The organism is Brevundimonas sp. VNH65, from assembly GCF_049445955.1.
Lineage (GTDB): Bacteria > Pseudomonadota > Alphaproteobacteria > Caulobacterales > Caulobacteraceae > Brevundimonas.
Genome location: NZ_JBMSDX010000001.1, coordinates 322,506 through 348,068, shown reverse-complemented (window position 1 = coordinate 348,068; position 25,563 = coordinate 322,506). Strand labels below are relative to the sequence as shown.

The 25,563-nt window shown below is 69.5% G+C and carries 26 protein-coding genes; 15 read left to right on the top strand and 11 right to left on the bottom strand.

Annotation, left to right across the window (positions count from 1 at the left end):
* Window positions 1-2: 2 nt before the first annotated feature.
* The 6 genes from ACO2Q1_RS01720 to ACO2Q1_RS01695 form a co-directional block, all read right to left on the bottom strand.
* Window positions 3-983, bottom strand: a complete 981-nt coding sequence (locus ACO2Q1_RS01720; protein WP_423327815.1) for a kinase — start codon at window positions 981-983, stop codon at window positions 3-5.
* Complete coding sequence (locus ACO2Q1_RS01715) at window positions 980-1,948, bottom strand: SDR family NAD(P)-dependent oxidoreductase (protein WP_423327814.1); 969 nt, start codon at window positions 1,946-1,948, stop codon at window positions 980-982. The genes ACO2Q1_RS01720 and ACO2Q1_RS01715 overlap by 4 nt, the downstream gene beginning before the upstream one ends.
* Window positions 1,949-2,050: 102 nt before the next feature.
* Window positions 2,051-3,604 carry a putative bifunctional diguanylate cyclase/phosphodiesterase gene (locus ACO2Q1_RS01710; protein WP_423327813.1) on the bottom strand — a complete coding sequence of 518 codons (1,554 nt, stop codon included), beginning with the start codon at window positions 3,602-3,604 and terminating at the stop codon, window positions 2,051-2,053.
* A 105-nt stretch (window positions 3,605-3,709) separates the two neighbouring features.
* A complete protein-coding gene (locus ACO2Q1_RS01705; protein WP_423327812.1) occupies window positions 3,710-4,195 on the bottom strand; it encodes a response regulator transcription factor in 486 nt (161 codons plus the stop codon).
* Complete coding sequence (locus ACO2Q1_RS01700; RefSeq protein WP_423327811.1) at window positions 4,192-6,120, bottom strand: response regulator; 1,929 nt, start codon at window positions 6,118-6,120, stop codon at window positions 4,192-4,194. The genes ACO2Q1_RS01705 and ACO2Q1_RS01700 overlap by 4 nt, the downstream gene beginning before the upstream one ends.
* 20 nt (window positions 6,121-6,140) lie before the next feature.
* Window positions 6,141-7,487 carry a sensor histidine kinase gene (locus tag ACO2Q1_RS01695; protein ID WP_423327810.1) on the bottom strand — a complete coding sequence of 449 codons (1,347 nt, stop codon included), beginning with the start codon at window positions 7,485-7,487 and terminating at the stop codon, window positions 6,141-6,143.
* Between the two features lie 15 nt (window positions 7,488-7,502).
* Between ACO2Q1_RS01695 and ACO2Q1_RS01690 the strand changes: the two genes are divergently transcribed.
* On the top strand, window positions 7,503-8,411 hold the full coding sequence (locus ACO2Q1_RS01690) for a DUF2855 family protein (RefSeq protein ID WP_423327809.1): 909 nt from the start codon (window positions 7,503-7,505) through the stop codon (window positions 8,409-8,411).
* A gap of 2 nt (window positions 8,412-8,413) precedes the next feature.
* Here ACO2Q1_RS01690 and ACO2Q1_RS01685 read toward each other — a convergent pair whose 3' ends face one another.
* The 3 genes from ACO2Q1_RS01685 to ACO2Q1_RS01675 are packed head-to-tail and all read right to left on the bottom strand — an operon-like array spanning window position 8,414 to window position 11,482.
* Window positions 8,414-9,700 (bottom strand): hypothetical protein, encoded by a 1,287-nt coding sequence (locus ACO2Q1_RS01685; RefSeq protein ID WP_423327808.1) that lies wholly within the window; start codon window positions 9,698-9,700, stop codon window positions 8,414-8,416.
* Window positions 9,690-10,784, bottom strand: a complete 1,095-nt coding sequence (locus ACO2Q1_RS01680) for a hypothetical protein (protein WP_423327807.1) — start codon at window positions 10,782-10,784, stop codon at window positions 9,690-9,692. The genes ACO2Q1_RS01685 and ACO2Q1_RS01680 overlap by 11 nt, the downstream gene beginning before the upstream one ends.
* Window positions 10,781-11,482: a hypothetical protein gene (locus ACO2Q1_RS01675; protein WP_423327806.1), complete on the bottom strand. Its 702-nt coding sequence runs from the start codon at window positions 11,480-11,482 to the stop codon at window positions 10,781-10,783. The genes ACO2Q1_RS01680 and ACO2Q1_RS01675 overlap by 4 nt, the downstream gene beginning before the upstream one ends.
* Window positions 11,483-11,624: 142 nt before the next feature.
* Between ACO2Q1_RS01675 and ACO2Q1_RS01670 the strand changes: the two genes are divergently transcribed.
* From ACO2Q1_RS01670 to ACO2Q1_RS01640, 7 genes are all read left to right on the top strand, one after another.
* Complete coding sequence (locus tag ACO2Q1_RS01670) at window positions 11,625-12,536, top strand: HpcH/HpaI aldolase/citrate lyase family protein (RefSeq protein WP_423327805.1); 912 nt, start codon at window positions 11,625-11,627, stop codon at window positions 12,534-12,536.
* Window positions 12,537-12,578: 42 nt separating this feature from the next.
* Window positions 12,579-13,619 (top strand): glycerophosphodiester phosphodiesterase family protein, encoded by a 1,041-nt coding sequence (locus ACO2Q1_RS01665; protein WP_423327804.1) that lies wholly within the window; start codon window positions 12,579-12,581, stop codon window positions 13,617-13,619.
* A gap of 50 nt (window positions 13,620-13,669) precedes the next feature.
* A complete protein-coding gene (locus tag ACO2Q1_RS01660) occupies window positions 13,670-15,019 on the top strand; it encodes a TldD/PmbA family protein (protein ID WP_423327803.1) in 1,350 nt (449 codons plus the stop codon).
* Window positions 15,016-15,810, top strand: coding sequence for a 3'(2'),5'-bisphosphate nucleotidase CysQ (locus ACO2Q1_RS01655; protein WP_423327802.1), 795 nt, complete (start codon window positions 15,016-15,018; stop codon window positions 15,808-15,810). The genes ACO2Q1_RS01660 and ACO2Q1_RS01655 overlap by 4 nt, the downstream gene beginning before the upstream one ends.
* A gap of 91 nt (window positions 15,811-15,901) precedes the next feature.
* Complete coding sequence (locus tag ACO2Q1_RS01650) at window positions 15,902-16,138, top strand: DUF4170 domain-containing protein (RefSeq protein ID WP_423327801.1); 237 nt, start codon at window positions 15,902-15,904, stop codon at window positions 16,136-16,138.
* 19 nt (window positions 16,139-16,157) lie between these two features.
* Window positions 16,158-16,394 carry a hypothetical protein gene (locus ACO2Q1_RS01645; protein ID WP_423327800.1) on the top strand — a complete coding sequence of 79 codons (237 nt, stop codon included), beginning with the start codon at window positions 16,158-16,160 and terminating at the stop codon, window positions 16,392-16,394.
* Window positions 16,391-16,600, top strand: coding sequence for a hypothetical protein (locus tag ACO2Q1_RS01640; protein WP_423327799.1), 210 nt, complete (start codon window positions 16,391-16,393; stop codon window positions 16,598-16,600). The genes ACO2Q1_RS01645 and ACO2Q1_RS01640 overlap by 4 nt, the downstream gene beginning before the upstream one ends.
* Before the next feature lie 4 nt (window positions 16,601-16,604).
* Here the strand turns inward: ACO2Q1_RS01640 and ACO2Q1_RS01635 are convergent, their stop codons facing one another.
* Window positions 16,605-17,270, bottom strand: a complete 666-nt coding sequence (locus tag ACO2Q1_RS01635; RefSeq protein ID WP_423328233.1) for a fused DSP-PTPase phosphatase/NAD kinase-like protein — start codon at window positions 17,268-17,270, stop codon at window positions 16,605-16,607.
* A gap of 74 nt (window positions 17,271-17,344) precedes the next feature.
* Here ACO2Q1_RS01635 and ACO2Q1_RS01630 point away from each other — a divergent pair, with 74 nt between their 5' ends.
* The 6 genes from ACO2Q1_RS01630 to lpxK all read left to right on the top strand — a co-directional run bounded on the left by ACO2Q1_RS01630 (window position 17,345) and on the right by lpxK (window position 23,107).
* Window positions 17,345-17,599: a type II toxin-antitoxin system Phd/YefM family antitoxin gene (locus ACO2Q1_RS01630; RefSeq protein ID WP_423327798.1), complete on the top strand. Its 255-nt coding sequence runs from the start codon at window positions 17,345-17,347 to the stop codon at window positions 17,597-17,599.
* Window positions 17,596-17,862, top strand: coding sequence for a Txe/YoeB family addiction module toxin (locus ACO2Q1_RS01625; protein ID WP_423327797.1), 267 nt, complete (start codon window positions 17,596-17,598; stop codon window positions 17,860-17,862). The genes ACO2Q1_RS01630 and ACO2Q1_RS01625 overlap by 4 nt, the downstream gene beginning before the upstream one ends.
* Before the next feature lie 57 nt (window positions 17,863-17,919).
* Window positions 17,920-19,761 carry an ABC transporter ATP-binding protein gene (locus ACO2Q1_RS01620; protein WP_423327796.1) on the top strand — a complete coding sequence of 614 codons (1,842 nt, stop codon included), beginning with the start codon at window positions 17,920-17,922 and terminating at the stop codon, window positions 19,759-19,761.
* Between the two features lie 175 nt (window positions 19,762-19,936).
* Complete coding sequence (locus ACO2Q1_RS01615; protein WP_423327795.1) at window positions 19,937-20,638, top strand: lysophospholipid acyltransferase family protein; 702 nt, start codon at window positions 19,937-19,939, stop codon at window positions 20,636-20,638.
* Window positions 20,635-21,921, top strand: a complete 1,287-nt coding sequence (locus tag ACO2Q1_RS01610) for a 3-deoxy-D-manno-octulosonic acid transferase (RefSeq protein WP_423327794.1) — start codon at window positions 20,635-20,637, stop codon at window positions 21,919-21,921. The genes ACO2Q1_RS01615 and ACO2Q1_RS01610 overlap by 4 nt, the downstream gene beginning before the upstream one ends.
* 178 nt (window positions 21,922-22,099) lie before the next feature.
* A complete protein-coding gene (lpxK, locus tag ACO2Q1_RS01605) occupies window positions 22,100-23,107 on the top strand; it encodes a tetraacyldisaccharide 4'-kinase (RefSeq protein ID WP_423327793.1) in 1,008 nt (335 codons plus the stop codon).
* A 161-nt stretch (window positions 23,108-23,268) separates the two neighbouring features.
* On the opposite strand, the gene ACO2Q1_RS01600 is transcribed toward lpxK, so the two are convergent.
* Window positions 23,269-24,585, bottom strand: coding sequence for an amidohydrolase family protein (locus ACO2Q1_RS01600; protein WP_423327792.1), 1,317 nt, complete (start codon window positions 24,583-24,585; stop codon window positions 23,269-23,271).
* 123 nt (window positions 24,586-24,708) lie between these two features.
* Here ACO2Q1_RS01600 and ACO2Q1_RS01595 point away from each other — a divergent pair, with 123 nt between their 5' ends.
* Window positions 24,709-25,425, top strand: coding sequence for a murein L,D-transpeptidase catalytic domain-containing protein (locus ACO2Q1_RS01595; protein ID WP_423327791.1), 717 nt, complete (start codon window positions 24,709-24,711; stop codon window positions 25,423-25,425).
* Window positions 25,426-25,563: the final 138 nt, after the last annotated feature.

Below are 25,563 nucleotides of genomic sequence, written 5' to 3'. Positions count from 1 at the left end.
CGTCAGGACTGAAGCACAATGCTGGCGCCGACCGTGTCCAGCGTGAAGGGGGTTTCGCGAAGGTTCGGCAGCGCCGCGCGCACGGCGTCCTTCCGGTTCTCGGGAACCCAGAACAGGAAGAAACCCCCGCCCCCGGCGCCCAGCAGCTTGCCGCCCGTCGCTCCGGCCGCGCGCGCCGCCGCATAGACGTCGTCAAGGAACCCCGAGGAGATATTGGCCGCCATCGCCCGCTTCAACATCCAGCCCTCGTGCAGCGCCTCGCCCATCGCCGCCGCCTCGCCCGCGGTCAGGGCCTCGCGCATCTCCTCGGCCATCCGCGCCATCCGCGCCGTCGCCCGGCGCTTGTCGGGATCGGCCGCCAGATTGTCCGACTGCACCTGCAGCAGATCGCCCGCCGACCGCGTCAGGCCGGTGTAGAACATCATCAACGACCCGTGCACCTCGTCCAGCGTGGCTCGCGGCGCATGCAGGGGCTCGACCACGACGCTGTCGTCGGCATTGAACCTTATGAAGTTCAGGCCGCCCATCGCCGCGCCATACTGGTCCTGCTTGCCGATCGGATCGCCGCACAGATCGATCTCGACTTCGCAGGCCTCGGCTGCAAGCGCCTCGCGCGTCGGACGTCGTCCCTGCCAGGCGTGCACGGCGTTCAACAACCCGACGGTGAAGGCGCTCGACGAACCCAGGCCGCTGCCCCGCGACGGAATGTCGGCGATGGAGGCGATCTCCACCCCGCCCTCGACGCCCAGCTTGGTCAGCACCGTGCGGAACAGCCGATGCTCCAGCTGCGAGGCGTGCGCGACCTCCTCGGTCTTGGAATAGGCCACCCGCACGCCGTCGCCGAAGCCCCGGTTCAGGCAGAGATAGACATATTTGTCGATCGACGCGCTCAGCACCGCCCCGCCGTGCTCACGATAATAGACCGGCAGGTCGCTGCCGCCGCCGAAGAAGCTGACGCGCAGGGGCGTTCGGGAAACGATCATGCCGGGATCAGGCCTCGCTCGGCCGCCACTTCCCGCGCGGCCCGGCGCACGGCGTCCTCGGACGACAGGCTCGGCGACCAGCCCGTCGCCTTCAGCCGATCGACCCGGTAACGCACCCGCGGCACATCCCCCAGCCAGCCCCGGTCGCCACCGGTGTAGCGCAGCGGGGTCCCACCGCCGGCCGCCTCGACCACCGCCTCGGCGATGACCTTCACCGTGGCGCCGTCATCCTCCGGACCGATGTTGCACAGCACGCGGCGTTCGGTCTGGCTCGACCACAGGTGGATCATGGCTTCGACCAGTTCGGACACATGCAGATACGGCTTGCACTGCCGCCCGTCGCCCAGAACCTCCAGCTCGCGCGCCTGTCCCAGCAGCTTGCCCACCAGGTCATAGATCACCCCGTGGGTAGCGCGCGGCCCGACCACGTTCGGAAACCGGCAGATCACGGCCTGGGTCAGATGAGACTCGGCCGCCGCGCTGATCACCGCCTCCCCCGCCAGCTTCATCGCCCCATAGTTGGAGATCGGCAGCAGAGGCCCCGTCGTCTCGTCCAGGACCTCATCCAGCGCCCCATAGACGGCGGACGTCGAGGCGAACACGATCCGCGGTACGGCCTGCCGCTTCATCGCCTCCACGACGGCGAAGGTCGTCATGAAGGTGTCGCGCCAGTCTATGCGCGCGTCAGCCACCCCGGCCGGAATGTCCGAATTGGCGGCCAGATGCCAGACCGTGTCGACCGGCCCCGCCGACGCCAGCGCGGCGTCCAGCGCCGTCTCATCGATGAGGTCCAGCTCTACCAGACGGAACCGCCCCGTCGTCTCGGCTTCGGACAGATGTTCTCGGCGGCCGCGCGACAGGTTGTCGATCCCGACCACCTCGTGCCCCAGGGCCAGCAGCCCATCCACCAGCCGGCTGCCGATGAAGCCCGCCGCCCCGGTCACGATCTGGGTCTTCGGGGACATGGCGGCGGCGACTCCGGTTCGATCACGGGCCCGGCCCGACAGAAGGAGCGCCGTCTTACCGCCTTGACGCCGTTTCGCAAATGCGCGGCGACGCCTGGCCGGTCAGATCGCCATTCGCGCGGAAAAGGCCGCACCGTCGCCCGCTGCACCCGCGCCCTCGCGCCGCGCGTCCCGCCAGGTCAGCAGGTCGTCGATCGGCATAGGCGTGGCGAAATGATAGCCCTGCAACAGGTCGCAATTAAGCAGTTGCAACAGCCTGGCCTGCCAGTCGGTCTCGATCCCCTCGGCCACGACCGTCAGGTTCAGGCTGTGGCCGAGGTCGATCACCGACCGCATGATCTGGGTCGCCTGCTTGCGCTCGTCGAGATTGCGCAGGAACGACTTGTCGATCTTCATCCCGTCGAACTCGAAGTTCTGAAGGTAGCTCAGGCTCGAATAGCCCGTGCCGAAGTCGTCCAGATAGACCTTGACGCCCAGGTCCCGCAGCTGGCCGATCGCGCGCTTGGCCGCTTCCATATGCGAGATCAGCACGCCCTCGGTGATCTCCACATACAGCAGGTCCGGCCGCACCCCGGCCTTCAGCATCTTGTCCGCCAGCATCTGGGCGAACTGGCTATGGCGGAAATGCAGGGGCGAGATATTGATGCCGACGGGCACGTCGCCCAGGGTCCGGATGTGCTCCAGAGCCTGGTCGATTACCCAGTTGCTCAGCTCGATGATCTGGCCGCTCTCTTCGGCGATGGGGATCAGCACGCCCGGCGAGACATTGCCCAGGCGCGGCGACCGCCAGCGCAGCAGGGCCTCGGCGCTCTTCAGCTCGCCGGTGCGGGCGCAGACCAGCGGCTGCAACGCCAGCGACAGCTCGCCCTCGGCCATGGCCCGGCCCAGCTCGCTGCGGATGGCGACGCGGCTCGACATCCGCTCCTCCATCACGTCGTCGAAGACGCGATAGGTGTTCAGTCCGGCGGCCTTGGCCTCGTACATCGCCATGTCGGCGCGTTTCAGCAGGTCGTCGCCATCGTCATAGGCCAGATTGCCGTATGCGATGCCGATCGCGGTGCCGGTCTGAACCAGATGCCCTTCCAGCAGGAAGGGCTGTTTCAGCGCCTCGGCGATGGCGATGCCGCAGGCCTCGGGCGTCACGTCCCGCGTGACCGGCAGGATGGCGGCGAACTCGTCGCCACCCATCCGCGCCACGGCCACCGCCCCCGGCAGATTTTCCGTCAGGCACAGGGCGACCTGGCCCAGCAACAGGTCACCGACCTTGTGGCCCAGGCTGTCGTTGATTTCCTTGAACCGGTTCAGGTCGAAGAACAGGATCGCCAGCTCGCCCGACACATGATCCCGACTGCGTTCGGCCAGCACATTGTTGAACGCCACGCGGTTCATCAGGCCGGTCAGCGGATCGCTGTGGGCCTTGACGTCCAGGTGCCGCCCCTCGTGCGACAGCCGCCGGTTCTCGATCGCCAGCGACAGGTGATGTGCCGCGAAGAAACCCAGGGACACCAGGATGCACAGCCCCACCAGGGCGCCGACCGCCGGCGCGGCCGCGCCTCGCCCGACCATCAGGGCCAAACCGACGGCGACCAGCACCACGACATAGCCCGCGATGATCGCCCGATAGGTCCGGTCGTCCAGGCCGCGCAAGGATTTCATCAGGTTTCCCACGCGGAAGACCCTATCTATCAGTCGTTGCGAAATCCCTTACCGCCGCCGAAAGGTTGTGCGCGGGAAAGTTGCACCCGCATTCCTGCGGGGGCGTCAGGCCGGGTCCTTGCGGACGTTCAGCAGGTCGCGGGTGCGTTGCACCAGGCTGGACTCCAGCTCGCTGTTCTCGCGCCGCAACAGCTCGACCACGTCCTTGCGGGCCAGCTGCGACTTCATGCGCACCATCAGGATCGGCATGCTGATGGGCTTCATGACATAATCATTGGCCCCCGCCTTGATGGCGTCGACGATCGTCGTCTCCTCGCCCAGGGCGGTGCACATGATGATCGGAAGTTCGTTCTCGTCGAACTTCTCCCGCATCGCGCGCAATGTCTCCAGCCCGGACAGGCCCGGCATCATCCAATCCAACAGGACCACGTCCGGCTGGCTTTCCGTCACCATGGCCAGGGCGCTCATCCCGTCGACGGCGGTGTCCGTGGCGAAGCCGGCGCGTCGCAGATGACGCTCCAGGACGTTGCGGTTGTCCTCGACGTCGTCGACGATCAGGACCCGGCGTTGGGTCGAAACATGTTCAGTCATCGCGGCGCGACCAGGGTCTTGATGTTCTGGACGATCTGCAACGGCGATGCGGTCCATTTGGGATGGAAGACGTGCCCCGCCTCCCGGATCCGGTGATGCTCGGCCAGTGTCAGGTCCAGCTGCGACAGCACCATCACCGGCACCTGGCACAGGCTTTCGTCCGCCGACAGCGCCTCCATCATCTGGAAGCCGTCGGATCCCGGCATGCAGAGGTCCAGCACGATGGCGCCCGGCGCCTGCCGGCGGGCCAGCTCCAGCCCCTCGGCGCCGTCCTTGGCCACGCGCACGCTCAGGCCGGCCTGGCTGGCGTATCGCTGCACGATCTCGCGCACATTGGGATCGTCGTCGACGACCAGGATGTCGCCGCGCACCTGCTCGCCGATCACGTCCAGGACGTTCCTCAGCCGGTCGCGCGACAGCGGCTTGACCAGCACCTCGGCGGCGCCGGCCTCCAGCCCCAGGCGGCGGTTGTCGTCGCTCGACGCGATGATCACCGGCGTGTTGCGCAGCAGCGGATCGGCCTTCAGCGCGGCCAGCACCTCATAGCCGGACTGACCGGGCATGAAGATGTCCAGGATGATCAGGTCCGGCCGACGCGCGCGCGCCAGCGACAGGCCCTGGGCCCCGTTCATCGCCGAGATGACGGCATACCCCTGTCCCCGCATCCAGCGGGTCAGCAGGTCGATCGTGGGCTCGTCATCATCGATGACCAGAACCAGACGCGGCTCCGATGCGTCCCGGATCAGACCCGTCAGAGCCGGCTCGACCGCCGCGTCGGGCGCCGCGACCGCCTCGCCCGGCGCTCCGCCGTTCAGGGGAACCCCGACAATGACGACGCCGGATCCGTCGGCGCGCACCTCGGCGGACAAACGACCGCCCATCAACTCCGCCAGCCTCTGCGCGACGGTCGCGGCCAGGGTGTCGGCATCCATGGCCGAACGGGGCGTTTCGCCCTCCTGGATCTCGGTCGCGGCCACGACGGCCGAGGCCAGGCGTGCGCTGTCGTCATTCAGCTGGAACCGGATCGTCGCGGCGTCATCCTCGGCGACCACCGCCTCGATCACGATCTCGCGCCCCGGATTGTGCTGCAGCGCCTGGGCCGTCAGGGCGGCCAGGCACTGGCGCAGACGCACGGCGTCGCCAAGCAGCACGCGCGCCCTCTGCCCCACGGCCAGGTTCACCCGGGCCCCGCTGCGGTTCGCCTCGTCTCTCAGCCCATCGGCCACCGACTCCATCAGGGCCACGACGTCGACCGCGCTGCGCTCGATGACGATGTCCCCGGCGTCCATGCGCGACAGGTCCAGAATGTCGTTGATCAGGCCCAGCAGGCGGCGACCGGATTGCAGAATGCGGTCCAGGTCGCGCACGGCGTCCTCGTCTCCGGCTTCCGCAGCGTCTTCGGCCAGCAGCATCGCATAGCCGATGATGGCGTTCAGCGGCGTCCGCAGTTCGTGGCTCATGCCCGCGAAGAAGCCGGCCCGCGCCTCGCCAACCTCGCGCGCGGCGTCCAGGGCGCGGGTCAGCTCGCTGACCCGGCCGTTGCGCTCGTGCGCCGCGCGGACCAGCCGGTCACGCAGCCGGTCGAACGCCTTGGCGAGATCGCGGACATCGTCCGTGAAGGGCTCGGAATCGCCGCCGGCCCTTTCGCCGGCGCCGATGCGATCCAGGGCGGTCAGCGTATCCGCCGGCGCCGCCAGAAGGATCGACAGCCGCCAGGCCGCGACCTGAGAGGCGAGCCCCGAAAGCACCAGCCACGCCGCACCGGCCAACAGCACCAGGGCCATGTCCACGCGGTCGACGCCGGCGAAGATCACGATCCCCGCCAGGGTGGTCAGACCGGCCAGACCGGACGTCGCGGCGGTCCAGACCCAGATGGTCCGGGACACCGGCGAGCGCCACACGCTCGGGTTTGCAGGCGTCGTCACTCCACTGTCCGTCCTCATGTTCAGGCCGCTCCCGCCAGGGCGGCAGCCGCCGGCTCGTCGTCGCGCGCGGGCGCTGGATCGACGGCGCGGGCCGGCAGGTCGATGATGAAGCAGGAGCCCTGCCCCGGCTTGGATTCCACATTGATGGAGCCGCCCATCAGCGTGCAGAACCGCCGCGTCAGCGCCAGGCCCAGGCCCGTGCCGCCGAACTTCTGCGACGTGTCCGCCTCGGCCTGGCTGAAGGCCTGGAACAGCTTCTTCAGGCCGTCCTCGCTCATGCCGATTCCGGTGTCCCGCACCTCCAGCACCAGCCGGTCGCCGTCCACGCGTTCGTGGCGCGCCACGCTCAGGGTGATGGTCCCGCGCGAGGTGAACTTGGCGGCGTTCGACAGCAGGTTCAGCAGGCATTGGCGCAGCTTCAGCGCATCCGCGCCGATCACGCCCGGCTCGCCGGCCATCTTGAACACCAGCCGGTTGTCCTTCTTCGACACCAGCGGCGCCGCAGTCGCCATGACCTCGCGCACCAGCTGGGCGACGTCGACCGCCTCAATCACGACCTCCTCGCGGTTGGATTCGATACGCGACAGGTCCAGCACGTCGTTGACCAGGGCCAGCAGATGGCGACCGGCCGCGTTGATCCGGTCCAGATCGTCGGCGCGCTGGCTGTTGGCCGGCGTGTCCTCCAGGTCGTCGCGCAGCATCTCGGAGTAGCCGATCACTGCGTTCAGCGGCGTGCGCAGCTCGTGGCTCATCTTGGCCAGGAAGATCGATTTCTGCTGGCTGGCCTGTTCGGCCTTCTGCATCGCGTCACGCAGGACCTCTGCGTTGGCCATATGCTCCCGCATCGACTTCTCGAGGCCGGCGCTCGCCCGCATCACGGTCTCATAGTACATCGACAGCATGGTGATGTAGGCCAGCGCCGCCAGGATGGAGATCAGGTTCACCGTCTTCAGGCTGGCCAGCGGCAGCAGTTCCGGGAAATCCCCCATCACCAGACGCGCGCCGATGAAGACCAGCAGCTGGATCATCACGCCCGTCAGCACGGTGCGCGTGCGCTCGGCCATATAGAAGAAGCCCAGCAGCAGGGCGATCAGCAGCCAGGGCAGGAAAGGCGAGCTGATCCCGCCGTAGTGATAGGCGCCGAACAGGCTGATGAAGACCAGCACCTGGACCGAGGTGAAGGTCGGCCAGGCCAGCGACTTGGAATGCTTGACCAGCAGCGGCACCGCCCAGAACGACGCCACCGCCGCCTCCAGCACCCAGAACTGCCAGGTGACGACCGTCGACGCCTTGTACAGGAAGACGATGACCGACTGCCCCATCGCCGGCCCCAGCAGGTGCAGGAAGATGAAGGTGCGGATCTTCATCAGGTCCGACTGCTCGTGACGAGCGACGCGATCGGCTACTGGAAGGTCTTTCCCACCGGCCGCGACGGCTATGGCCTCATGCCGGTGTGGGGCTTCGCCGACGTCGTGGCCTCACGCGCAGAGGGAATCGACGTCGGCGCCCGCGTCTTCGGCTACTCGCGCGGCGGCTTCGCCGACGCCTCGCCCTGGCGGAAGGCCGTGCCGGACATCTACAACCGCTACGTCCTGTGCGCCGCCGACCGGCACTACGACCCCGCCCTGGAAAACGCCGAGGCGATCTTCCGCCCCCTGTTCGTCACCTCCTACACGGCGGTCGACTTCCTGCGGGACAACGATTTCTTCGGCGCGCGACGCATCGTCGTCGCCAGCGCCTCGTCAAAGACCGCCTACGGCGCCGCCTGGGCGCTGGGAAATGACGACATCGAGGTCATCGCCCTGACGAGCGCCCGAAATCGTGACTTCGTCGAAGGGCTCGGCGCCTACGATTCCGTCGATCTCTACGACCGGATCGAGACCCTGCCGACCGGCGTCCCGACCCTCTACCTCGACCTCGCCGGCGATCCGGATCTGCGCCGTCGCGTCCACGCCCGGTTCGGCGACGACCTGACCTATGACTGCCTTGTCGGCTCCACCCTCGGCGACGCCTTCCCGACGGACGACCCCGAACTGGTCGGCCCAAGGCCACAGTTCTTCTTCGCCGCCACCACCCTGGACCGCCACCGTGAGCGCGGAACGCTCCACGCCTTCTACGACCGCTTCCTGGCCGACCAGAAGACCTTCTTCCAGCACGTGACCGACCCGGCCCATCCCTGGATCACCCTCGTCGAACATCAGGGGCTCGAGGCCGCCGCCCGCGTCGTCCGCGCCCTCGCCGACCACGGCGGCGACCCGGCCGAAGGGGCGATTGTGCGCCTCACCCGCTGAAATCAGCAGGCCACACGCAGCCGTTGATTGGCCAGATTCGGCACGATTTCGTTCGAGGTGAACAGCCCGCCCCCGGACGGGCGTCCCCGCACCGGGGCCAGCCGCTCGACCGCTCCCTTGGTCGCGGCGCACAGCCGCTGGCTGAGCTCGCCGGTGAGCGGCAGGGTGATCTGGCCCGTGTCATCGGGAACCACCAGGCTGAACTGGCTGACGATCGGCGCGCGCGCCCCGCCCGTCCCCTCCTCGGCCATGCCGGACATCCGGAAGGTGATCCTCAGGATGCTGCGGAACTGCTGGAAACCGTTGATGCAGATGGACCCGGGGGTCGTCGCCTCGAAATAGGTCGTCTCGATGCCGAACAGCTTGCCGCGACGCGACCGGCATGAATTGCGCACGGCGTCGACATTGATCACCGCCAGGCTCAGATGAGCGCCGGTCGCCACCTGGTCGGCGCTCGACTGGTTGTCGATCGGCGGAAAGCCCCGCGTGCCGGACAGTAGTCTTTCGGTTTCCGCGCGCAGTTCTGGCGCCAGGGAGGCGATGAACCTCGGCAGGGTCGCCGCGGTCCCCGACGGCCGAGCCTGCAATCCGGTCGCCGTCTGATCCACCACCTCGAACGACCGGTACTGAAACGCCCGCACCGGCGCCCGCAGGCTGGCGAAATAGTTGTTGGCCAGGGCCAGCATCGTATCCAGCCGGATGGCGATATAGCGCGCGGAGCCGCCGTCCTCGGTCTTGGACACGAACATGGCGACCGGCACCCGGTCCGCGACCACCAGGCTCCCGCTGTCGCCCTGGTGCAGTTGATCATCGGGATCGCTGCTCACCGACATAGACAGATCTCCCGGCGACACGTTCCGGATCAGCGCCGGCGAGTTTCGCAACTCTCCGCGCGCATTGACCCTTTGCAGGATGACCTGCGACGCGGCCTGCAACGTCCGCGAGATTGTCTGGGTGTCCGGCAGGGCCTGGTCGCACGCTACATCGCCGCCGGGCTCCAGTTCGAAGATCGCCAGGTCCACCGGAGCGCCGGCTTCCGAATTGTCGAACGTCTTGACTACCCTGGCCCGACTGGTGGTCCGCCCCAGCCCGCGCACGGTGAAGCTTCCGCCCAGGTTCGCCACATGCGCCGGCGCCAGGGCGTAACACCGCCCGTTGGCGCGCATCGCCACGCCCCGCCCCTCCGCGCCGTCCCCGGCGTCGATATAGACCATCTGCGCGGCCGCAGGCCCGGCCAGAGCCCCGAACATCACCGCCGCGACAGCCATCAGTCGGATTCTACGGAACATCCTCACTCCCGCCGGGATCGCCGGCGCCTCCCTTCGGGCGCTCCGCGCGCGCCCGCCAGCACCGAATCCAGATCTTCCGCACGTCATCGTAGGCCTTGATCCCGGTCAGCACCGCGACCAGCAGCGCCACGAAGCTCAGGACGAACGACACCGTCGGCTCCCGGGTCACGATATGCCACGCCGACAACCGGATCTCGGTGGCGTCGCCCCCCATGCGCAGGATCGACATCCCGTGCGCGCTGGCCAGGCCGTACACACGAAGCGGCTCGCATCCCGAAACCTGCAGAATGAACTCCCCGGACGCCCCCGTCTTGGCGGACGGCGGCGGAATCCGCACCACGTCCCCGGCCTGCAGGTCAAACTGGTCGGCGCGATAGGTCTCCTTGCGGATCAGGGTCCGTCCGAACACCGTCACCCGACCCGCCTCCAGCATCGGCGGCTGCATCCGGTCGGCGAACTGCTCCGGCGTGAAGAAGGCCAGGGTCTCGGGATCGTCGAAGGCGTCGAACGCCACCGGCGCCCCTACGATGGTCGATCCGGAGGCGCGGAAGGTCAGATGCGGCAACGGCGCCGGGCACCCCTCCGTCGGCCCCGACGCGCCGGTTGTCAGGCCCGGCCTCCCGACCTGGATCCGGCTGCCCACCGGCAGCTCGGTCCGACCGGTCGCGTCCAGCAGATACGGCGGCTCGCCATCCGTTCCCTCGATCCTCAACGCCAGCGGAGCGCCCCTCAGACGTACGACGCGGACCGACGTCCCGCGCGGCATGACCAACGGCCCCAGTCCCAGCGCCTTCTCGATCGTGACCGGTTCGTCGTTCTCGATCCCCGGTAGCAGGGCGGTCTTTTCCGGCAGGTTCCAGACCGTCTCGGGCCGCTCAAGGACCTCGAACTCGACGATCGAGGTGGTCGCCTCATGCTCCAGCGTCGGCGACACGCGAAACGCCGGGGCCAGAAAGACCAGCCAGGCCACGGTCAGCGCCCCGAGCACCAGGGCGACCCCTGTCGCCAGGATCGCGGCCCGCCGCCATCGGGTCGGCGCCTTGGGGGCCGTCTCCGGTTCCGGTGTCGGCGGCGACGCGGTCACCGACGCGGCGCCGCGCCATACAGGGGAAAGACGATCTCCGTGTCGCGGCCGGCCGGCGTCTCGCGGAACACGCGGATGTCGCGATTGTCGCCCAGTCTCGCGGAACTGACCCAGCAGATGTGGGTCATCGCCGCGCTGGCTCGCCCGGGCCGGCTGCGCAGCAGGGAGTCGCAGGCGACCCGACCCCGTCCCGGCTCGATCATGAAGGCCGAGGCGCCGTTGCCCGCATTGACCGCGAACCCGACGTCCGCCGTCGGACTGGCGCTGGTCCAGGTCGCCACCAGCACCGGCGCGGTCGTCTGACAGGACCCCACCCTGGCGCTGACCGCCAGATCGACGCCGTCATACCGCGCCTCCCGGCCCAGCTTGCCGGTCGGAAACTCCAGTATGGCCGTGCGGTCCGACGTCTTCACCCGATAGGTGGCGTTGGCGGTGTAGCGCCCGTCGACGCTGGTCACGGTCATGCACACCTGGGCGTCGATCGGCCGAGGCAGACGGATCGTCACGGCCGCGAAGTTCGGGATCGTCTCCTGGCGCACCACAACGCCCAGCGCGCGATTGCCGGAATGATCGACGGTCGGGCGAAACACCTCCACGATGCGGTCGTTGATCGGCCGCACCCGCGCCTGGGCCGACGCCTGCCCTGCCCACGTTGCGGCGAGGCCGAGGGTCGTCGCAACCGCCAGTACCGTCCTCACCGCTTCGCCTCCCTCCACGTCTGTCCCGACTGACGTTAGCAGCCGAACGCCGTTTCGCAACAATCCCTTGGTGCGACGCCCTATCCCCGGCCGTCACCCCACGGATTGCCTCTCCCGCCCTTTCCGGCGCATCTAGGCGGCCATGTTCATCCAGACCTCCGTCCCTGTCCGCCGCAACCGCAGCCAGCTGTCGGTCCCGGCCTCCTCGATGCGCTTCATCGAGAAGGCGGCGGCCGGCGACGCCGACGTGGTCTTTCTCGATCTGGAGGACTCCGTCGCCCCGGCCGACAAGGACCAGGCCCGGATCAACGCCGCCCAGGCCGTGCGCGAACTGGACTGGGGCGACAAGACCCTGTCGGTGCGGGTCAACGCCTGGGACACGATCTGGACCTGGCGCGACGTCGTCGATGTCCTGGCCCAGTCGTCGGACCGGCTGGACCTCATCATGCTGCCAAAGGTCCACAATGTCGGCGACGTCCTGGCGCTCGACCGGCTGGTCACCCAGGTCGAGGCCGAGTTCGGCCGCAGGAATCCCGTCGGCTTCGAACTGATCATCGAGAGCGCCGAGGGCCTGATGAACGTCGAGGCCATCGCCGCCGCCAGCCCGCGCATCGAGGCCCTGCACTACGGCCCCGGCGACTACGCCGCCTCGACCGGCGCCCGCACCACCGTCATCGGCGAGGGCATGGCCGCCTATCCCGGCGATCCCTGGCACTATCCCCTCTCGCGCCTGCTGGTCGCGGCCCGCGCGAACGGCCTGCGCGTCCTCGACGGCCCCTGGTCCGCCCATGCCGATCTGGAGGGCCTGAAGACCGCTGCCGAACGCACGGCGGCCCTGGGCTTCGACGGCAAGTGGGCCATCCACCCCGGCCAGATCGAGACGATCAACGCCGTCTTCAGCCCCGCCGAGGCCGAGCTCGACCAGGCTCGGCGCATCCTCAATGCGATGGACCAGGCCGCCGCAGAGGGTCGCGGCGCCGTCACTCTGGACGGCCGCATGATCGACGTCGCCTCCATCCGCCAGGCCCGGACTCTGCTGGCCCGCGCGGGCTGATCCGTCATCGCCGCGTCGCCCGGCGCCCCTATGAGCGGGCGCATGTTCCGCGCCCTCTTCGCCGCCACTCTCCTGCTTCTCTTTGTCGAGCCCGCCTTGGCCCAAACGTCTCCCCTGATCATCGCCCATCGCGGCGCCTCCGGCGAACGACCCGAGCATACGCGCGCCGCCTATGAGCTGGCGGTGGCTCAGGGCGCCGACGTCATCGAGCCGGACCTGGTCATGTCGAAGGACGGCCATCTGGTCGTGCGTCACGAGAACGAGATCGGCGAGACCACGAACGTCGCCGACCGCCCCGAGTTCGCCGATCGCCGCACCACGCGCGCCATCGACGGCCGCCCGGTCACCGGCTGGTTCACCGAGGACTTCACCCTTCAGGAGCTCCGCACCCTCCACGCCCGCGAGCGCCTGCCCGCCCTGCGGCCCGCCAACACCGCCTTCGCCGACCAGCGCATCCTGACCTTCGCCGACGTCGTCGACATCGCCCGCGAGCAGTCCATACGCACCGGCCGCACCCTCTGGGTCGCGCCGGAGCTCAAACACCCTTCCCATTTCGCCGCCCTGGGTCTGGACATGGAGGCGGCCTTCCTCGCCGCCCTGCATCGCGAGGGTCTGACCGGCGCCGACGCCCCGGTCCTGGTCCAGTGTTTCGAGGTCGGGCCGCTGGAACGTCTCTCCGCCCGCGTCGACACGCCCCTGCTGCAGTTGATGAGTTCCGCCGGCGGCCCCGTCGACCGCCCGGACCTCACCTACGCCGCCATGGCTACGCCTCCGGGTCTGGCCGCCATCTCCCGTTACGCCCAATGGATCGGTGTCGAGACGGGCCTTGTTCTACCGCGCGACGCGGACGGCCGAACCACCGCCCCCACCGCCCTGATCGCCGACGCCCATGCGGCGGGCCTCAAGGTCTCGATCTGGACCCTGCGCGCCGAGAACCTCTTCCTCCCGGCCGAGTTACGCAGCACGGACGACCCGGCCGCCCACGGCGACATGACCGCCTACGCCCGCGCCTTCGCCGACCTCGGCGCCGACGCCCTGTTTTCGGACTTCCCCGGCCTGCTGAAGGGCGCCGCGCCGGACTGATCCGACGTCGCTGCATTGCAGTCGCGAAGGCGGTCGGCCATATCCGGCCCATGTCCGACGCCTCGCCTTCCGCCACCGAACGCCTGCACGACCTGATCGCCGCCGCCCGCAAGGCCGGCGCCGATGCGGCCGAGGCGGTCTCCTCCGAACGCCGCGCCGCCTCGGTCGGGGTCCGCAATGGCGACCTGGAGGACGTCGAACGCGAGGAATCGCGCGACATCGGCCTTCGCGTCTTTGTCGGCCGGCGTCAGGCGACCGTCTCCGCCTCCGATCTGTCCCAGACGACCCTCGATCGCCTGGTTGAGCGCGCCGTCGCCATGGCCCGCCTCGCCCCCGACGATCCCTACGCCCGCCTGGCCGAGCCTGACCAGTTCAGCGCTCCACCCTATCCCGACCTCGAACTGTTCGACCCTTCCGACCGCACCGCCGCCGATCTGGAAGCCGCCGCGGCCCAGGCCGAGGCCGCGGCCCTGTCCGTGCCCGGCGTCGCCCGGTCAGAGGGCGGCCACGCCTCCCATTCGACCAGCGAATGGCGGCTGGTCACCTCGGCCGGATTCGACGGAACCTACCGCGGCTCCGCCTTCAGCCTGGGCGTCGGCGTCATCGCCGAGAAGGACGGCGCCATGGAACGCGGCGGCGAGAGCCGCTCCACCCGCTGGCTGTCCGACCTGCCCGACGCCGACAGCATCGGCCAGGAGGCCGGTCGCCGCGCCGTCGCCCGCGTCGGCGCCCGCAAGATCTCCTCGACCACCGCCCCCGTCATCTTCGAGAACCGCGTCGCCACCCAGGTCCTGTCGCCGCTGCTCGGCGCCATCTCCGGCCCCTCGGTCGCGCGCGGCGTCTCCTTCCTGAAGGACAGGTTGGGTCAGAAGGTCCTGCCCGGCGGCGTCGATCTGATCGACGACCCCTTTCGCACGCGCGGTCTCGGCTCCGCCCCCTTTGACGACGAGGGCGTGGCGGTTCAACGCCGCAATCTGGTGGACGACGGCGTCCTGACCACCTGGCTGCTCAACCTCGCCTCGGCCGCCCAGCTCGGTCTGGCCAGCACCGGCCACGCCTCGCGCGGTCTGGCGGGCCCGTCGGGCGTCTCGACCCACAATCTGCACCTCTCGCCGGGCCAAGCCGACGCCGAAGCCCTGCGCCGTCAGGCGGGAACCGGCCTGTTGGTGACCTCCATGTTCGGCCCGTCCCTGAACGCCAACACCGGCGACTGGTCCGCCGGCGTGTCGGGCTTCTGGTTCGAGAACGGCGACCTTGCCCATCCGGTCAGCGAGGTCACCGTCGCCGGAAACCTGATCGACCTCTGGGCCCGCCTCGTGGCCGGCTCCGATCTGGAATTCCGCGGCGGCTTCAACAGCCCGTCCCTCCTCTTCGACGCCGTGGCGATCGCCGGAAAATGAGCGACTTCGGCCCCGATCTCGATCTGATCCGGGCCGCCGCCCTGGACGCCGGCGCCCTGGCCCTGGCCGAGCGCGCCAAGGGGGTCTCCGTCCGATCCAAGCCCGGCGGTTCGCCGGTGACCAGCGCCGACTACGCCGTGGACGCCCTCCTCAAGGACCTGCTGCTGTCGGCGCGTCCCGACTATGGCTGGCTGTCCGAGGAAACCGCCGACACCCCCGACCGGCTGGAGAAGCGCCGCATCTTCGTCGTCGATCCCATCGACGGCACCGTCGCCTTCATGAAGGACCGGCCCTGGTGGTGCATTCCCATCGCCGTGGTCGAGGACGGCCAGATCGTCGCCGCCGTGGTCCATGCGCCCATGCTGAACGAGACCTACGTCGCCACACGCGGCGGCGGCGCCTTCCTCAACGGCCGACCGATCCAGGCGTCCTCGACCTACGACCTGGAAGGCGCCGGCGTCCTGGCCAGCGCCCAGATTTTTCGCGACCTCTATTGGCCCGAGCCCTGGCCGCCCTTGCGGTTCGAGAACCGCAACGCCCTCGCCTACCGTCTCAGTCTCGTCGCGTCCGGCCTGTTCGACGCGGCCGTCGCCTTCACCCCGCGCTGGGACTGGGATGTCGCCGCCGGCGCCCTGATCGCGGCCGAGGCGGGGGCGATCGTCACCGATCATCACGGCGAACCCTGGCGCTTCAACCGCCCCGATCCTCGCCAACCAGGCATGGTCTGCTCAACCGCGGCGCTCCATCCGTTGATCATCGCCCGTACTCGGCATATTCCGCTCGGAAACTGAGCGACTTTGGTCGGGGGCGCCTGCATTCCGGCCCAAAGTCGTTGCAATAGGCGCTCTCTGCCTCCCCGAGACCCTTCTGACGGAACCCGTGATGACCGACGCCCCGCAACTTCTTCACCTCGTGATCGGCGGCGAGCTCCGCCACCTGGACGCCCCGGTGTTCCGCGACCTGTCAAAGGTCGAGTTCGTCGGCGCCTACGGCAGCTACGCCGAGGCCAAGGACGCCTGGAAGGCCCGGGCCCAGGCCACGGTCGACAACGCCCACATGCGGTATTTCATCCTGCACGCGCACAAGATGATCGACCCGCGCGGCGACGCCGCCCACTGAGGACGGGAGGCGAGGCTCCATGACCCCGCTCCTGGTCGTCCTCTTCCTGATCGCACTGGGCGTCGGCATCGTCGCGGCGGCCGTGCCGCTGATCGACGCCTGGGCGCGCGACGCCGCGCGCCGCGCGCGGCGATCGCCGCTGACCAAGGCCCTGTCCACGCCCGCCCCGTCGGTCCAGCGGCCGGACGTCTTCGTCGCGCCCTCCGCCGACCCCTTCAGCCATGTCGCCGCCCCGGCGCCGGAGCCTCGCCCATGACCCTGTTCGGACTGGAAATGGGCGGCCAGGAGATCGCCTCCCTGTGCGGCCTGCTGGCCGTGCTCGCCCTCTGGATCGCGGCGCTCCGGCGCGAGAAGCGCTCGATCAAATGGTTCCGCGACTGGGAGGCCGCCCGCAAGGCCCGCCGCGACGCCGAACTGGCCGGCGAAGACAACGACCGCCCCAAGACCGGTCCCTGGGGCTGACGCCCTACTCCCGCTTCAACAGCCGTTCGGTCAGCAGGGTCCCCCACCATCCGGCCTTGAACTCCGCGCGGACGGCCTTGGGGTCATAGTCGGGGCCCTCGACCCACTCCAGGACGCCGCGTCCCGTCGGCTCGACCTCGCGGATATATTTCTCGCCCCAATAGTCGAGCACCCCCGTCAGCCCCTCGCGGTGATGCAGGTACTTTTTCGACAGCTGCTCCATCGCCACGGCCATCGGCTCGCCCAGATGGAAGTGGCGATAGAAGACCGCCATCAGCCCCGCCCGATCCGCCCCCGACTTGCAGTGGATCAGCGCCGGATATTCGATCGTCTCGAACAGGTCCTTCGCCCGCCGCACCCGATAGCCCTCCGGCGCATCGCGCGAATCCAGCGGGGCGTCGATCAGCGTCAGCCCCAGCCGCTCGCAGGCGTCCTTCTCCAGCCAGTAATAGGCCTCGTCCCGCGCCCCGCGCAGGTTGATGACCGTCCTGATCCCCTTGGACTTCCAATAGGCCAGCTGACGCGGCGACGGCTGGTTGGTCCTGACCAGATCCGGCCCCAGCCAGTGGGCGTTCATGAACCACCGCCGCAGGAAGGCGTGATCCCCCCACACATAGTCCCAATGGGCCCTGAACCGGCCCCAACGGGTCGAAAGATCGTATCGCGCCATGAGCTTCAGATAGCGACTGGTCGCCACACCGTCACCCGCCTTGAAATGTACAGGATATCGTACATATTCATCTCATGGACGTCCTGACCTTCTCCGAGACCCGCGCCAATCTGAAGTCCGTCATGGATCAGGTGGTCAACGACCACAGCCCGGTCGTGGTCGCCCGCAAACGGGGCGAGGCGGTGGTCATCGTGTCGCTTGAGGACTGGAACGCCATGGAAGCGACCCAATACCTGCTGTCCACGCCCGCAAACGCCCAGGCCTTGCGGGCGTCGATCGCCGAACTCGAAGCCGGCGACGCGGCGGAGCGTGACCTGATCGAGCCGTGAAGGTCCTGTTCACCAGCCGGGCCTGGGCGCAATATCTGCATTGGGTGGAGACAGACCCTGACACCCTGGCTCGCCTCAACACCCTGATCGAACAGGCCCGAAGGGATCCTTTCAGAGGCCTGGGCAAACCTGAACCGCTCAAGAACGAGTTCAAGGGCTGGTGGTCGCGTCGGATCAATCAGGGACATCGCCTCGTCTACCGTGTATCCGGCTCCCCGCCGGATCAGCAGCTTGAGATCGTCCAGTGCCGGTTCCACTACTGATCGCGCCGCCAGGCCTCTCCGCTTGACTTCCCCGTCCGTCCGTCCGACCTCCCTCCGATGACGACGCCCGCCGGCCACGAAGAGAAGGAACCCCTCCGCCCCCTCCTGGCGCGCATCTGGCGCGACTATCTCTCGCATCACCGGGCCGCCCTGTTCCTGTCGATGCTGTGCGCCGCCACGGCGGGCGGTCTGTCGGCCCTGACGCTGAAACTGCTGGAGCCGGCCATCAACGGCCTGTTCCTCAACCAGACCGCCCCCATGAAGCTGTGGGGCTTCATCGACATCGCGCCGGGCCAGGCCCTGGTCGTCATCCCCCTGGCCATCGTCGGCGTCGCCTTTGTCTGGACCCTGGCGTCGCTGGGTCAGGCGGCCCTGGTCAACCGCCTCGGCCACGGCATCGTCGGCGACATCCAGATCCGCCTGTTCGGGGCCATGATCCGCGCCGACCTCGGCCGCCTCCGCAGCCGCCACTCCGGCGCCTTCGTCTCCGAGGTCCTGTTCGACGCCAATCTGGTGCGCGAGGCCTTCACCAACGGCGTCGTCAACTACACCCAGCACAGCCTGACCCTGGTTGCCGTCATCGCCGCCATGGCCTTCATCGACTGGCGCCTGACCCTGATCGTCCTCCTGGGCGTGCCTCTGATCTCGCTCGTCATGCGGCGGTTCTCGCGCCGCACCAAAAAGGCCACCACCGGCGCGATGAAGGAGACCGAGACCCTCTCCACCGCCCTGATGGAGAACCTCGACGGCGTCCGGCTCATCAAGATCGAGAACCGCGAGGCCGCCGAACAGGCCCGCGTCGGCGAGGTCGTCGCCCGTCGCCAGCGTCACGTCATCAAGTCCGCCGACAGCCGCGCCTTCGCCGGGCCGTTCAGCAATCTGGTCGCCATGATCGTGGTCGCCGCCGTCATGGCCTATGCGGGCTGGCGCGCGCGTGAGGGCGACATGAGCGTCGGCGCCTTCGCCGCCTTCATCGGCCTGCTCATGGCCGCCGGCCAGTCGCTGCGCCAGGTCACCAACCTCCAGACCGTCATGACCGAGGGCCTGACCGCCGCTCGTCGCCTGTTCGCCTCCCTCGACATCCAGCCCGAAATCCGCGAGGCCGCCGCGCCCCGGCCCGTGCCCGCCGGTTCCCTGACCGTCGCCTTCGACCGCGTCAGCTTCGCCTATGCGCCCGCGGCGGAGGGCGGCGCCCCGACCCTTTCCGACGTCTCCCTGACCGTCGCGCCGGGCCAGACTGTGGCTCTGGTCGGCCCGTCCGGCGGCGGCAAGTCGACGATCCTCAGCCTCCTGCCGCGCTTCTATGACGTGACGGCCGGCGTCGTGACCCTGAACGGGGTGGATGTGCGTGACGTGCGGCTGCACGACCTGCGCGACCGCATCGCCCTGGTCACCCAGGAGCCCTTCCTGTTCGACGACACCATCGCCGCCAACATCGCCTACGGTCGTCCCCACGCAAGCCAGGACCAGATCGAGGCCGCCGCCCGCGCCGCCGCCGCTCACGACTTCATCCTCGCCCTTCCGGAGGGCTATCAGACCCGCGCCGGAGAGGCGGGCCTGCGCCTGTCCGGCGGCCAGCGCCAGCGCATCGCCATCGCCCGCGCCTTCCTCAAGGACGCCCCCATCCTGCTGCTCGACGAGGCCACCAGCGCCCTCGACACCGAGAGCGAGGCCGCCGTTCAGACCGCGCTTGAACGCCTCATGCAGGGCCGCGCGACCCTGACCATCGCCCACCGCCTGTCCACCGTCCGCAACGCCGACCGCATCTACGTCATCGAGGCGGGCCGGGTCGTCGAGCAGGGCGACCACGCCTCCCTCGTCGCCCAGGGCGGCCTCTACGCCCGCCTCGCCCGCCAACAGTCGCTCGACGGCGCGCCCGCGATCGAGGCGGTCACGTGAGGCGGCGTCCGGTTTTCCTTCTCCCCTCGGGGGAGAAGGTGGCTCGCGAAGCGAGACGGATGAGGGGGCTGATTCAGCCGCTCCCCATCTCAATAACTGCGCTCTGGGCAGACACCCCCCTCATCCGGCCCTCCGGGCCACCTTCTCCCCCGAGGGGAGAAGGGCAGGTCATCCCGTGAGGCCCCTCCGCAACCCGGTCATCCAGACCGTCATGGCCAATCTCCTGGCCGGCTGGATGCGCTTCTGCGTCGCCACCATCCGCTGGACCCGCGAGAACGAAGCCGTCGCCGAACAGGTCTGGGCCGACGGAGGTCCGGTCATCTGCGTCTTCTGGCATTCCCGCATCAGCCTGACCCCCGCCTGTTGGCCGCACCACCGGGCGCAGGAGGTGCGCGCCATCGTGTCCCTGTCCCCCGACGGCCAGTTCATCGCCCGCGCCATGGGCAAGGTCGGCTTCCCCTCCATTCGCGGTTCCTCCGCCAACAAGGACAAGGCCGACCGGGCGAAAGGCGGATCGGCCGCCCTGCGCGACGCCCTGCGCCAGCTCAAGGTCGGCGGCGTCGCCCTCACCCCCGACGGCCCGCGCGGCCCGATGCGCCAGATGGGCGACGGCCTTGCGGTCATGGCCAAACTGTCCGGCGCCCCCGTCCTGTTCATCGGCCTGTCCTGCAATCCGGCGATCCGCCTGGGCAGTTGGGACCGCGCCATCCTGCCACTGCCCTTCGGCAAGGGCGCCATCGTCTGGGACATCGACCGCTATCCCGACGACGCGGCCCCCTCTGACGTCGCCCCCTCTAAGGTGGCCTTGGCCTGGACCGACCGCCTGACCGCCGTCGAGGCCCGCGCCGACGAACTGACCGGGCTGGAGCGGCTGTGAGCCCCGCCCTCACCCTCTACCGGCTGGCCACGCGCCTGATCGAGCCTCTGGCCCCTCGCCTGCTCGACCGCCGCGCCGCCCAGGGAAAGGAGGACCCGGCCCGGGTCGATGAACGCCTCGGCGTCCCCGGCGTCGCCCGACCCGACGGCGACCTGGTCTGGCTGCACGGCGTCAGTGTGGGCGAGACCCTGTCTCTCCTGCCCCTGGTCGAGCGGTTCCGCCGCAGTCGCCCCGACCTCACCGTTCTGGTCACCTCCGGCACCGTCACCTCGGCCGACCTGATGGCCCGGCGGCTGCCGCCCGGCGTCATCCACCAGTACGCCCCGATCGACGGCCCGTGCGCCGTCGCCGCCTTCCTCGATCACTGGCGCCCCAGCCTCGGCGTCTTCGTCGAGAGCGAACTCTGGCCCAATCTGCTGGTCGAGGCCGACCGGCGCGGCGTCCGCCTGGCCCTGGTCAGCGCCCGCGTCACCGAAAAGTCCGCCGACGGCTGGAAGCGCGCGCCGGGCATGGCGCGGCGCCTGCTGTCGACCTTCGACCTGATCCTGCCCCAGGATCCGGCCTCGGCCGACCGCCTCTCGGCCATGGGCGGACGCATCGACGGCGAGGTCAATCTCAAGCTCTCGGGCGAGCCCCTGCCCCATGACGCCGCCGCCTTCAGCCGCCTCAGCGCCGCAATCGGCGACCTGCCCGTCGTGGTCGTGGCCAGCACCCACGAGGCCGAGGAGCTGGCGCTGGCCCGCGCCCTGTCAAACCTCGCCCAGCCGATCTGTCTCATCCTTGTCCCCCGCCACCCCGAGCGCGGCCCGGCCATCGGCGCAGACCTCGCGGCGGCCGGCTTCGCCGTCAGCCTGCGCTCGCTCGGCCAGGCGCCGGACGCCGACGGGGCCGTCCACATCGCCGACACCCTCGGCGAACTGGGCCTGTTCCTGCGCCTGGCCGACGTCGTCGTCATGGGCGGCAGCTTCGCCCCCGCGCTAGGGCTGGAGCCCGTCGGCGGCCACAATCCGCTCGAGCCCGCCCGCCTCGGCAAGCCGACGATCAGCGGCCCCGACGCCTCCAACTGGCGCGCCGTCGCCGCCCTTCTGGTCGAGGCGGGCGGCCTGACCGTGGTCCAGACCCCCTCCGACCTGCCCGCCGTCATTGCGCCGCTTCTCACCGACCCGGCCGCCGCCGTGGCCATGGGCGAACGCGCCCGGCGCGCCGCCGTCGACGCGGGCTCCGGCCTGGACCGCCTGTGGACCGCCCTGACGCCCCTGATGCCGGACAGGGGAAAGCCATGACCCACCGGTCCCTTCCTTCTCCCCACCGGGGGAGAAGGTGGCCCGCAGGGCCGGATGAGGGGGCTGCCGACTTGGGCCTCAGCTTTCACCATGAGGATATACTGAACCAGCCCCCTCATCCGTCAGGCTCCGCCTGCCACCTTCTCCCCCGAGGGGAGCAGGAAGTCGGTGCGCTCACATGAAACTCAACACCCCCCGCTGGTGGTATGAGCGCGACAGCCGCCACGCCCGCATGATGCGGCTGATGTTGCGGCCCGCTTCCTGGCTGTGGGCCGCCGTCACCGCCCGCCGCATCGCCCGCGCCACGCCCTTCGATCCCGGCGTGCGGGTCGTCTCCATCGGCAATCTGACCATGGGCGGGTCAGGCAAGACCCCGGTCGCCCGCGAGGTCCTCCGCCTGCTCCGCGCTTCGGGAACCGACGCCCACGCCCTCTCGCGCGGCTACGGCGGTCGGCTGGAGGGCCCGGTTCGCGTCGATCCCGCCGCCCACAGCGCCGCCGACGTCGGCGACGAACCCCTGATGCTTGCCCAGCAGGCTCCGGCCTGGATCGCCCGCGACCGCGCCGCCGGGGCCAGCGCCGCCGCTGCTGACGGCGCCCAGGCCCTCGTCCTCGACGACGCCCACCAGAACACGGCTCTGAAAAAGACCCTCAGCCTCGTCGTTGTCGACGGAGAGACCCGCAACGACGAATGGCCCTTCGGCGACGGCGCCGTCTTCCCCTCCGGACCCATGCGCGAACCGCTAAACGCCGGCCTGGCCCGCGCCGACGCCGTGGTCATCCTCCTGCCCACCGACATGGAAACGGCCGATCCCGAACTGGTCGCGACCTTCGGCGACCTGCCCGTCTTCATCGCCCGGCTGACGCCCGACAGCCCGCCCCCGCCCGGCCCCCTGGTCGGCTTCGCCGGCATCGCCAAGCCGTGGAAGGTCGAGCGCAGCCTGATCGCCGCCGGCGCCGACCTGCGCGACTTCGTCCCCTTCCCCGACCACGCCGAACTGAAGCCCGCCGACCTCGCCTTCCTCGACGACCGCGCCGCCCTCCACGACGCCGCCCTGATCACCACGGAAAAAGACTGGGTCCGCCTCCCGCCCGACCGGCGCCCGCACGTCACCTCATGGCCGGTCACCGCCCGCTTCGAGGACGAAGCGGGGTTCGCGGCGTTTCTGGCCGAACGAGCAGCCTGATCCATCTCCTCCCCATCGCAGATGGGGAGGGGGACCGCGAAGCGGTGGAGGGGTTCTTGAAACCGCTCGGTCTTGGGTGATGCGGAAAGAACCCCTCAGTCACGGCGCAAGGCGCGCCGCGCCACCTCCCCACGCCGACGGCGCAGGGAGGAGACACAAATTCAATCCGCCCGCACCACCTGTCCGCCCTTCATCACGAACCGGACCCGCTCCAGCTCCGTCACATCCGTCAGCGGATCGCCCGCCACCGCAATCAGGTCGGCGGGCATGCCGACCGCCAGCCGTCCGGCCTCGTCCGACAGCCTCAGGTGCGCCGCCGCATTGACCGTCGCCGTCTGGATCGCCTCGATCGGCGTCAGCCCGGCCCGCACCAGCAGGGCGAACTCCCCGGCGTTGTCGCCGTGGGCCGAGACGCCGCTGTCGGTGCCGAAGGCGATGCGGACCCCGCCTTCATGCGCGCGGCGCGCCATGTCCAGCATCTTCGGTCCCGCCTCCAGGGCCTTGGCCGTCTGGGCCGGGGTGAAGAAGTTGTTCGGCCCCGAGGCGATGCGATAGACGAAGTCCCCCGCCATCAGGGTCGGCACCAGCCACACCCCCTCGCGCCGCATCAGCCGGATCGACTCTTCGTCCAGATAGGTGCCGTGCTCGATCGAGTCGCCCCCGGCCCTCAGGAAGCTGTTGATCCCGTCCGCCCCATGGGCGTGGGCCGTGACCTGACGGCCCATCTTGTGCGCCGCCTCGACGATCCCGGCCAGTTCCGCGTCGCTGAACTGCTGCCCCAGACCCGCCGCCGTGTTCGACAGCACCCCGCCCGTGGCCGTGATCTTGATGATGTCCGCGCCCGACCGCACCTGCAGCCGCACCGCCCGCATGCAGTCCTCCGGCCCCGAGCAGATGTTCTCGCCCGAGAAGATGTGCATGACGTCCTCGCGGTATCCGTTGACGTCGCCGTGGCCGCCGTGGATCGACACCCCGTCCCCGGCCGCGATGATCCTCGGCCCCGGCACGTCGCCGCGCGCGATGGCGTTTCTCAGGGCGAAGATCGATTCCCCCGTCGCCCCCAGATCGGCCACGGTGGTGAAGCCGGCGTTCAGCGTCTTGCGCGCATTCCGCGCCCCGATAAAGGCCTGATCCGCGTTGGACTGCGTCACCCCGTCCAGACGACTGGTCGGGCTCTGCTCGCCGGTCAGATGCACATGGCTGTCGATCAGGCCGGGCAGAACGAACGACGACCTCAGATCGACGACATTCCCCTCCCCGACGAAACCGTCGCGCACCTCGACGATCCGGTTCCCTCGGATCACGAGAGTTTTATCGCGCTTCACCTGGCCCGTGGACGGGTCGTCCAGAAGCCGCCCCACTTGCACGAACGTGGTTCCCGCCTCGGGGGAAACCGGCGGCGTCGCCGGGGTTTGCGCGGCGGCCGAAACGGCCAGGCTCAGCCCCATCAGGGCCGCAATACAGGCCAGGCTCTTCATGATTTCCCCTCCCAGGACTCGCTTCACCATACCGCCTCGCGACTTCGCGCCAAGGCCGAGGTTGAAACCGGCCCCCCGATCGGGGACAAAACCGCCTTCGGGGTCCATCGACAAAGGCGCAGCATGCAGCTTTCGCGCGAAGCACTCTCCAGGCGCGGCCTCATCCTGGGCGGCTCCGCCCTGCTGGCCGGCTGCGCCAGCGCAGGACCCAAGACGCCCAGCGCCGCCCTCCTGGCCGAGGCCCTGCCCGTCGCGCCGCCCGCGCCCCCGCCTCCGGCCATCCATCCGGCCCAGACGGTCATCGCCCCGCCGCCGCTCGATCCCTATCGCCGGGTCCGTCCCGAACTGATGCAGCGCGCCATGGCTGCCCTCGACGTCCACCACCGCCGCGTCCCCCTGCGCGACCGCATGTACATCGTCGACTTCCGCAAATTCTCGGGCGATGAGCGTCTGTTCGAGGTCGACCTCTATTCCGGCCACGTCACGGCCTTCCGCACCAGCCACGGCCGCGGCTCGGACCCCCAGCATTCCGGCTACGCCCGCGACTTCTCCAACACGCCCGACAGCCACATGTCCTCGCTCGGCGCCTACGCCACCGCCGGTCCGGGCTGGGGACCGCAACAGGGACCGAACGTCCTGCTCGACGGGCTGGAGTACTCGAACGACCGCGCGCGCGACCGGGCCATCATCATCCACGGCGCCGACTACGCCGATCCGACCTTCCTGGCTCGCGAGGGCAAGCTGGGCCGCAGCTACGGCTGCTTCTCCACCGCCCACGCCGACCTGCCGATGCTGCGCGACCGCATGGGCGTCGGCCGCCTGCTGTTCGCCTACACCTAAGCCGGGATCACGTTTCGGCCGGCTGAGCATAGGCGATATCCCGCGATAGCGGACCCCCTCTGATGGTCCATCCATCACAGCGGGCACAACGAGATCTCGTCGTGTGCGTGGTGATCTCGTGGTGTCCACTGTGATGAA

Excerpts from the sequence above, each read along its gene's own strand:
- ACO2Q1_RS01720 (WP_423327815.1), bottom strand. The coding sequence starts at position 983 with ATGATCGTTTCCCGAACGCCCCTGCGCGTCAGCTTCTTCGGCGGCGGC.
- ACO2Q1_RS01715 (WP_423327814.1), bottom strand. The coding sequence starts at position 1,948 with ATGTCCCCGAAGACCCAGATCGTGACCGGGGCGGCGGGCTTCATCGGC.
- ACO2Q1_RS01710 (WP_423327813.1), bottom strand. The coding sequence starts at position 3,604 with ATGAAATCCTTGCGCGGCCTGGACGACCGGACCTATCGGGCGATCATC.
- ACO2Q1_RS01705 (WP_423327812.1), bottom strand. The coding sequence starts at position 4,195 with ATGACTGAACATGTTTCGACCCAACGCCGGGTCCTGATCGTCGACGAC.
- ACO2Q1_RS01695 (WP_423327810.1), bottom strand. The coding sequence starts at position 7,487 with ATGAAGATCCGCACCTTCATCTTCCTGCACCTGCTGGGGCCGGCGATG.
- ACO2Q1_RS01685 (WP_423327808.1), bottom strand. The coding sequence starts at position 9,700 with ATGTTCCGTAGAATCCGACTGATGGCTGTCGCGGCGGTGATGTTCGGG.
- ACO2Q1_RS01670 (WP_423327805.1), top strand. The coding sequence starts at position 11,625 with ATGTTCATCCAGACCTCCGTCCCTGTCCGCCGCAACCGCAGCCAGCTG.
- ACO2Q1_RS01665 (WP_423327804.1), top strand. The coding sequence starts at position 12,579 with ATGTTCCGCGCCCTCTTCGCCGCCACTCTCCTGCTTCTCTTTGTCGAG.
- ACO2Q1_RS01660 (WP_423327803.1), top strand. The coding sequence starts at position 13,670 with ATGTCCGACGCCTCGCCTTCCGCCACCGAACGCCTGCACGACCTGATC.
- ACO2Q1_RS01655 (WP_423327802.1), top strand. The coding sequence starts at position 15,016 with ATGAGCGACTTCGGCCCCGATCTCGATCTGATCCGGGCCGCCGCCCTG.
- ACO2Q1_RS01650 (WP_423327801.1), top strand. The coding sequence starts at position 15,902 with ATGACCGACGCCCCGCAACTTCTTCACCTCGTGATCGGCGGCGAGCTC.
- ACO2Q1_RS01645 (WP_423327800.1), top strand. The coding sequence starts at position 16,158 with ATGACCCCGCTCCTGGTCGTCCTCTTCCTGATCGCACTGGGCGTCGGC.
- ACO2Q1_RS01640 (WP_423327799.1), top strand. The coding sequence starts at position 16,391 with ATGACCCTGTTCGGACTGGAAATGGGCGGCCAGGAGATCGCCTCCCTG.
- ACO2Q1_RS01635 (WP_423328233.1), bottom strand. The coding sequence starts at position 17,270 with ATGGCGCGATACGATCTTTCGACCCGTTGGGGCCGGTTCAGGGCCCAT.
- ACO2Q1_RS01630 (WP_423327798.1), top strand. The coding sequence starts at position 17,345 with ATGGACGTCCTGACCTTCTCCGAGACCCGCGCCAATCTGAAGTCCGTC.
- ACO2Q1_RS01620 (WP_423327796.1), top strand. The coding sequence starts at position 17,920 with ATGACGACGCCCGCCGGCCACGAAGAGAAGGAACCCCTCCGCCCCCTC.
- lpxK (WP_423327793.1), top strand. The coding sequence starts at position 22,100 with ATGAAACTCAACACCCCCCGCTGGTGGTATGAGCGCGACAGCCGCCAC.
- ACO2Q1_RS01600 (WP_423327792.1), bottom strand. The coding sequence starts at position 24,585 with ATGAAGAGCCTGGCCTGTATTGCGGCCCTGATGGGGCTGAGCCTGGCC.
- ACO2Q1_RS01595 (WP_423327791.1), top strand. The coding sequence starts at position 24,709 with ATGCAGCTTTCGCGCGAAGCACTCTCCAGGCGCGGCCTCATCCTGGGC.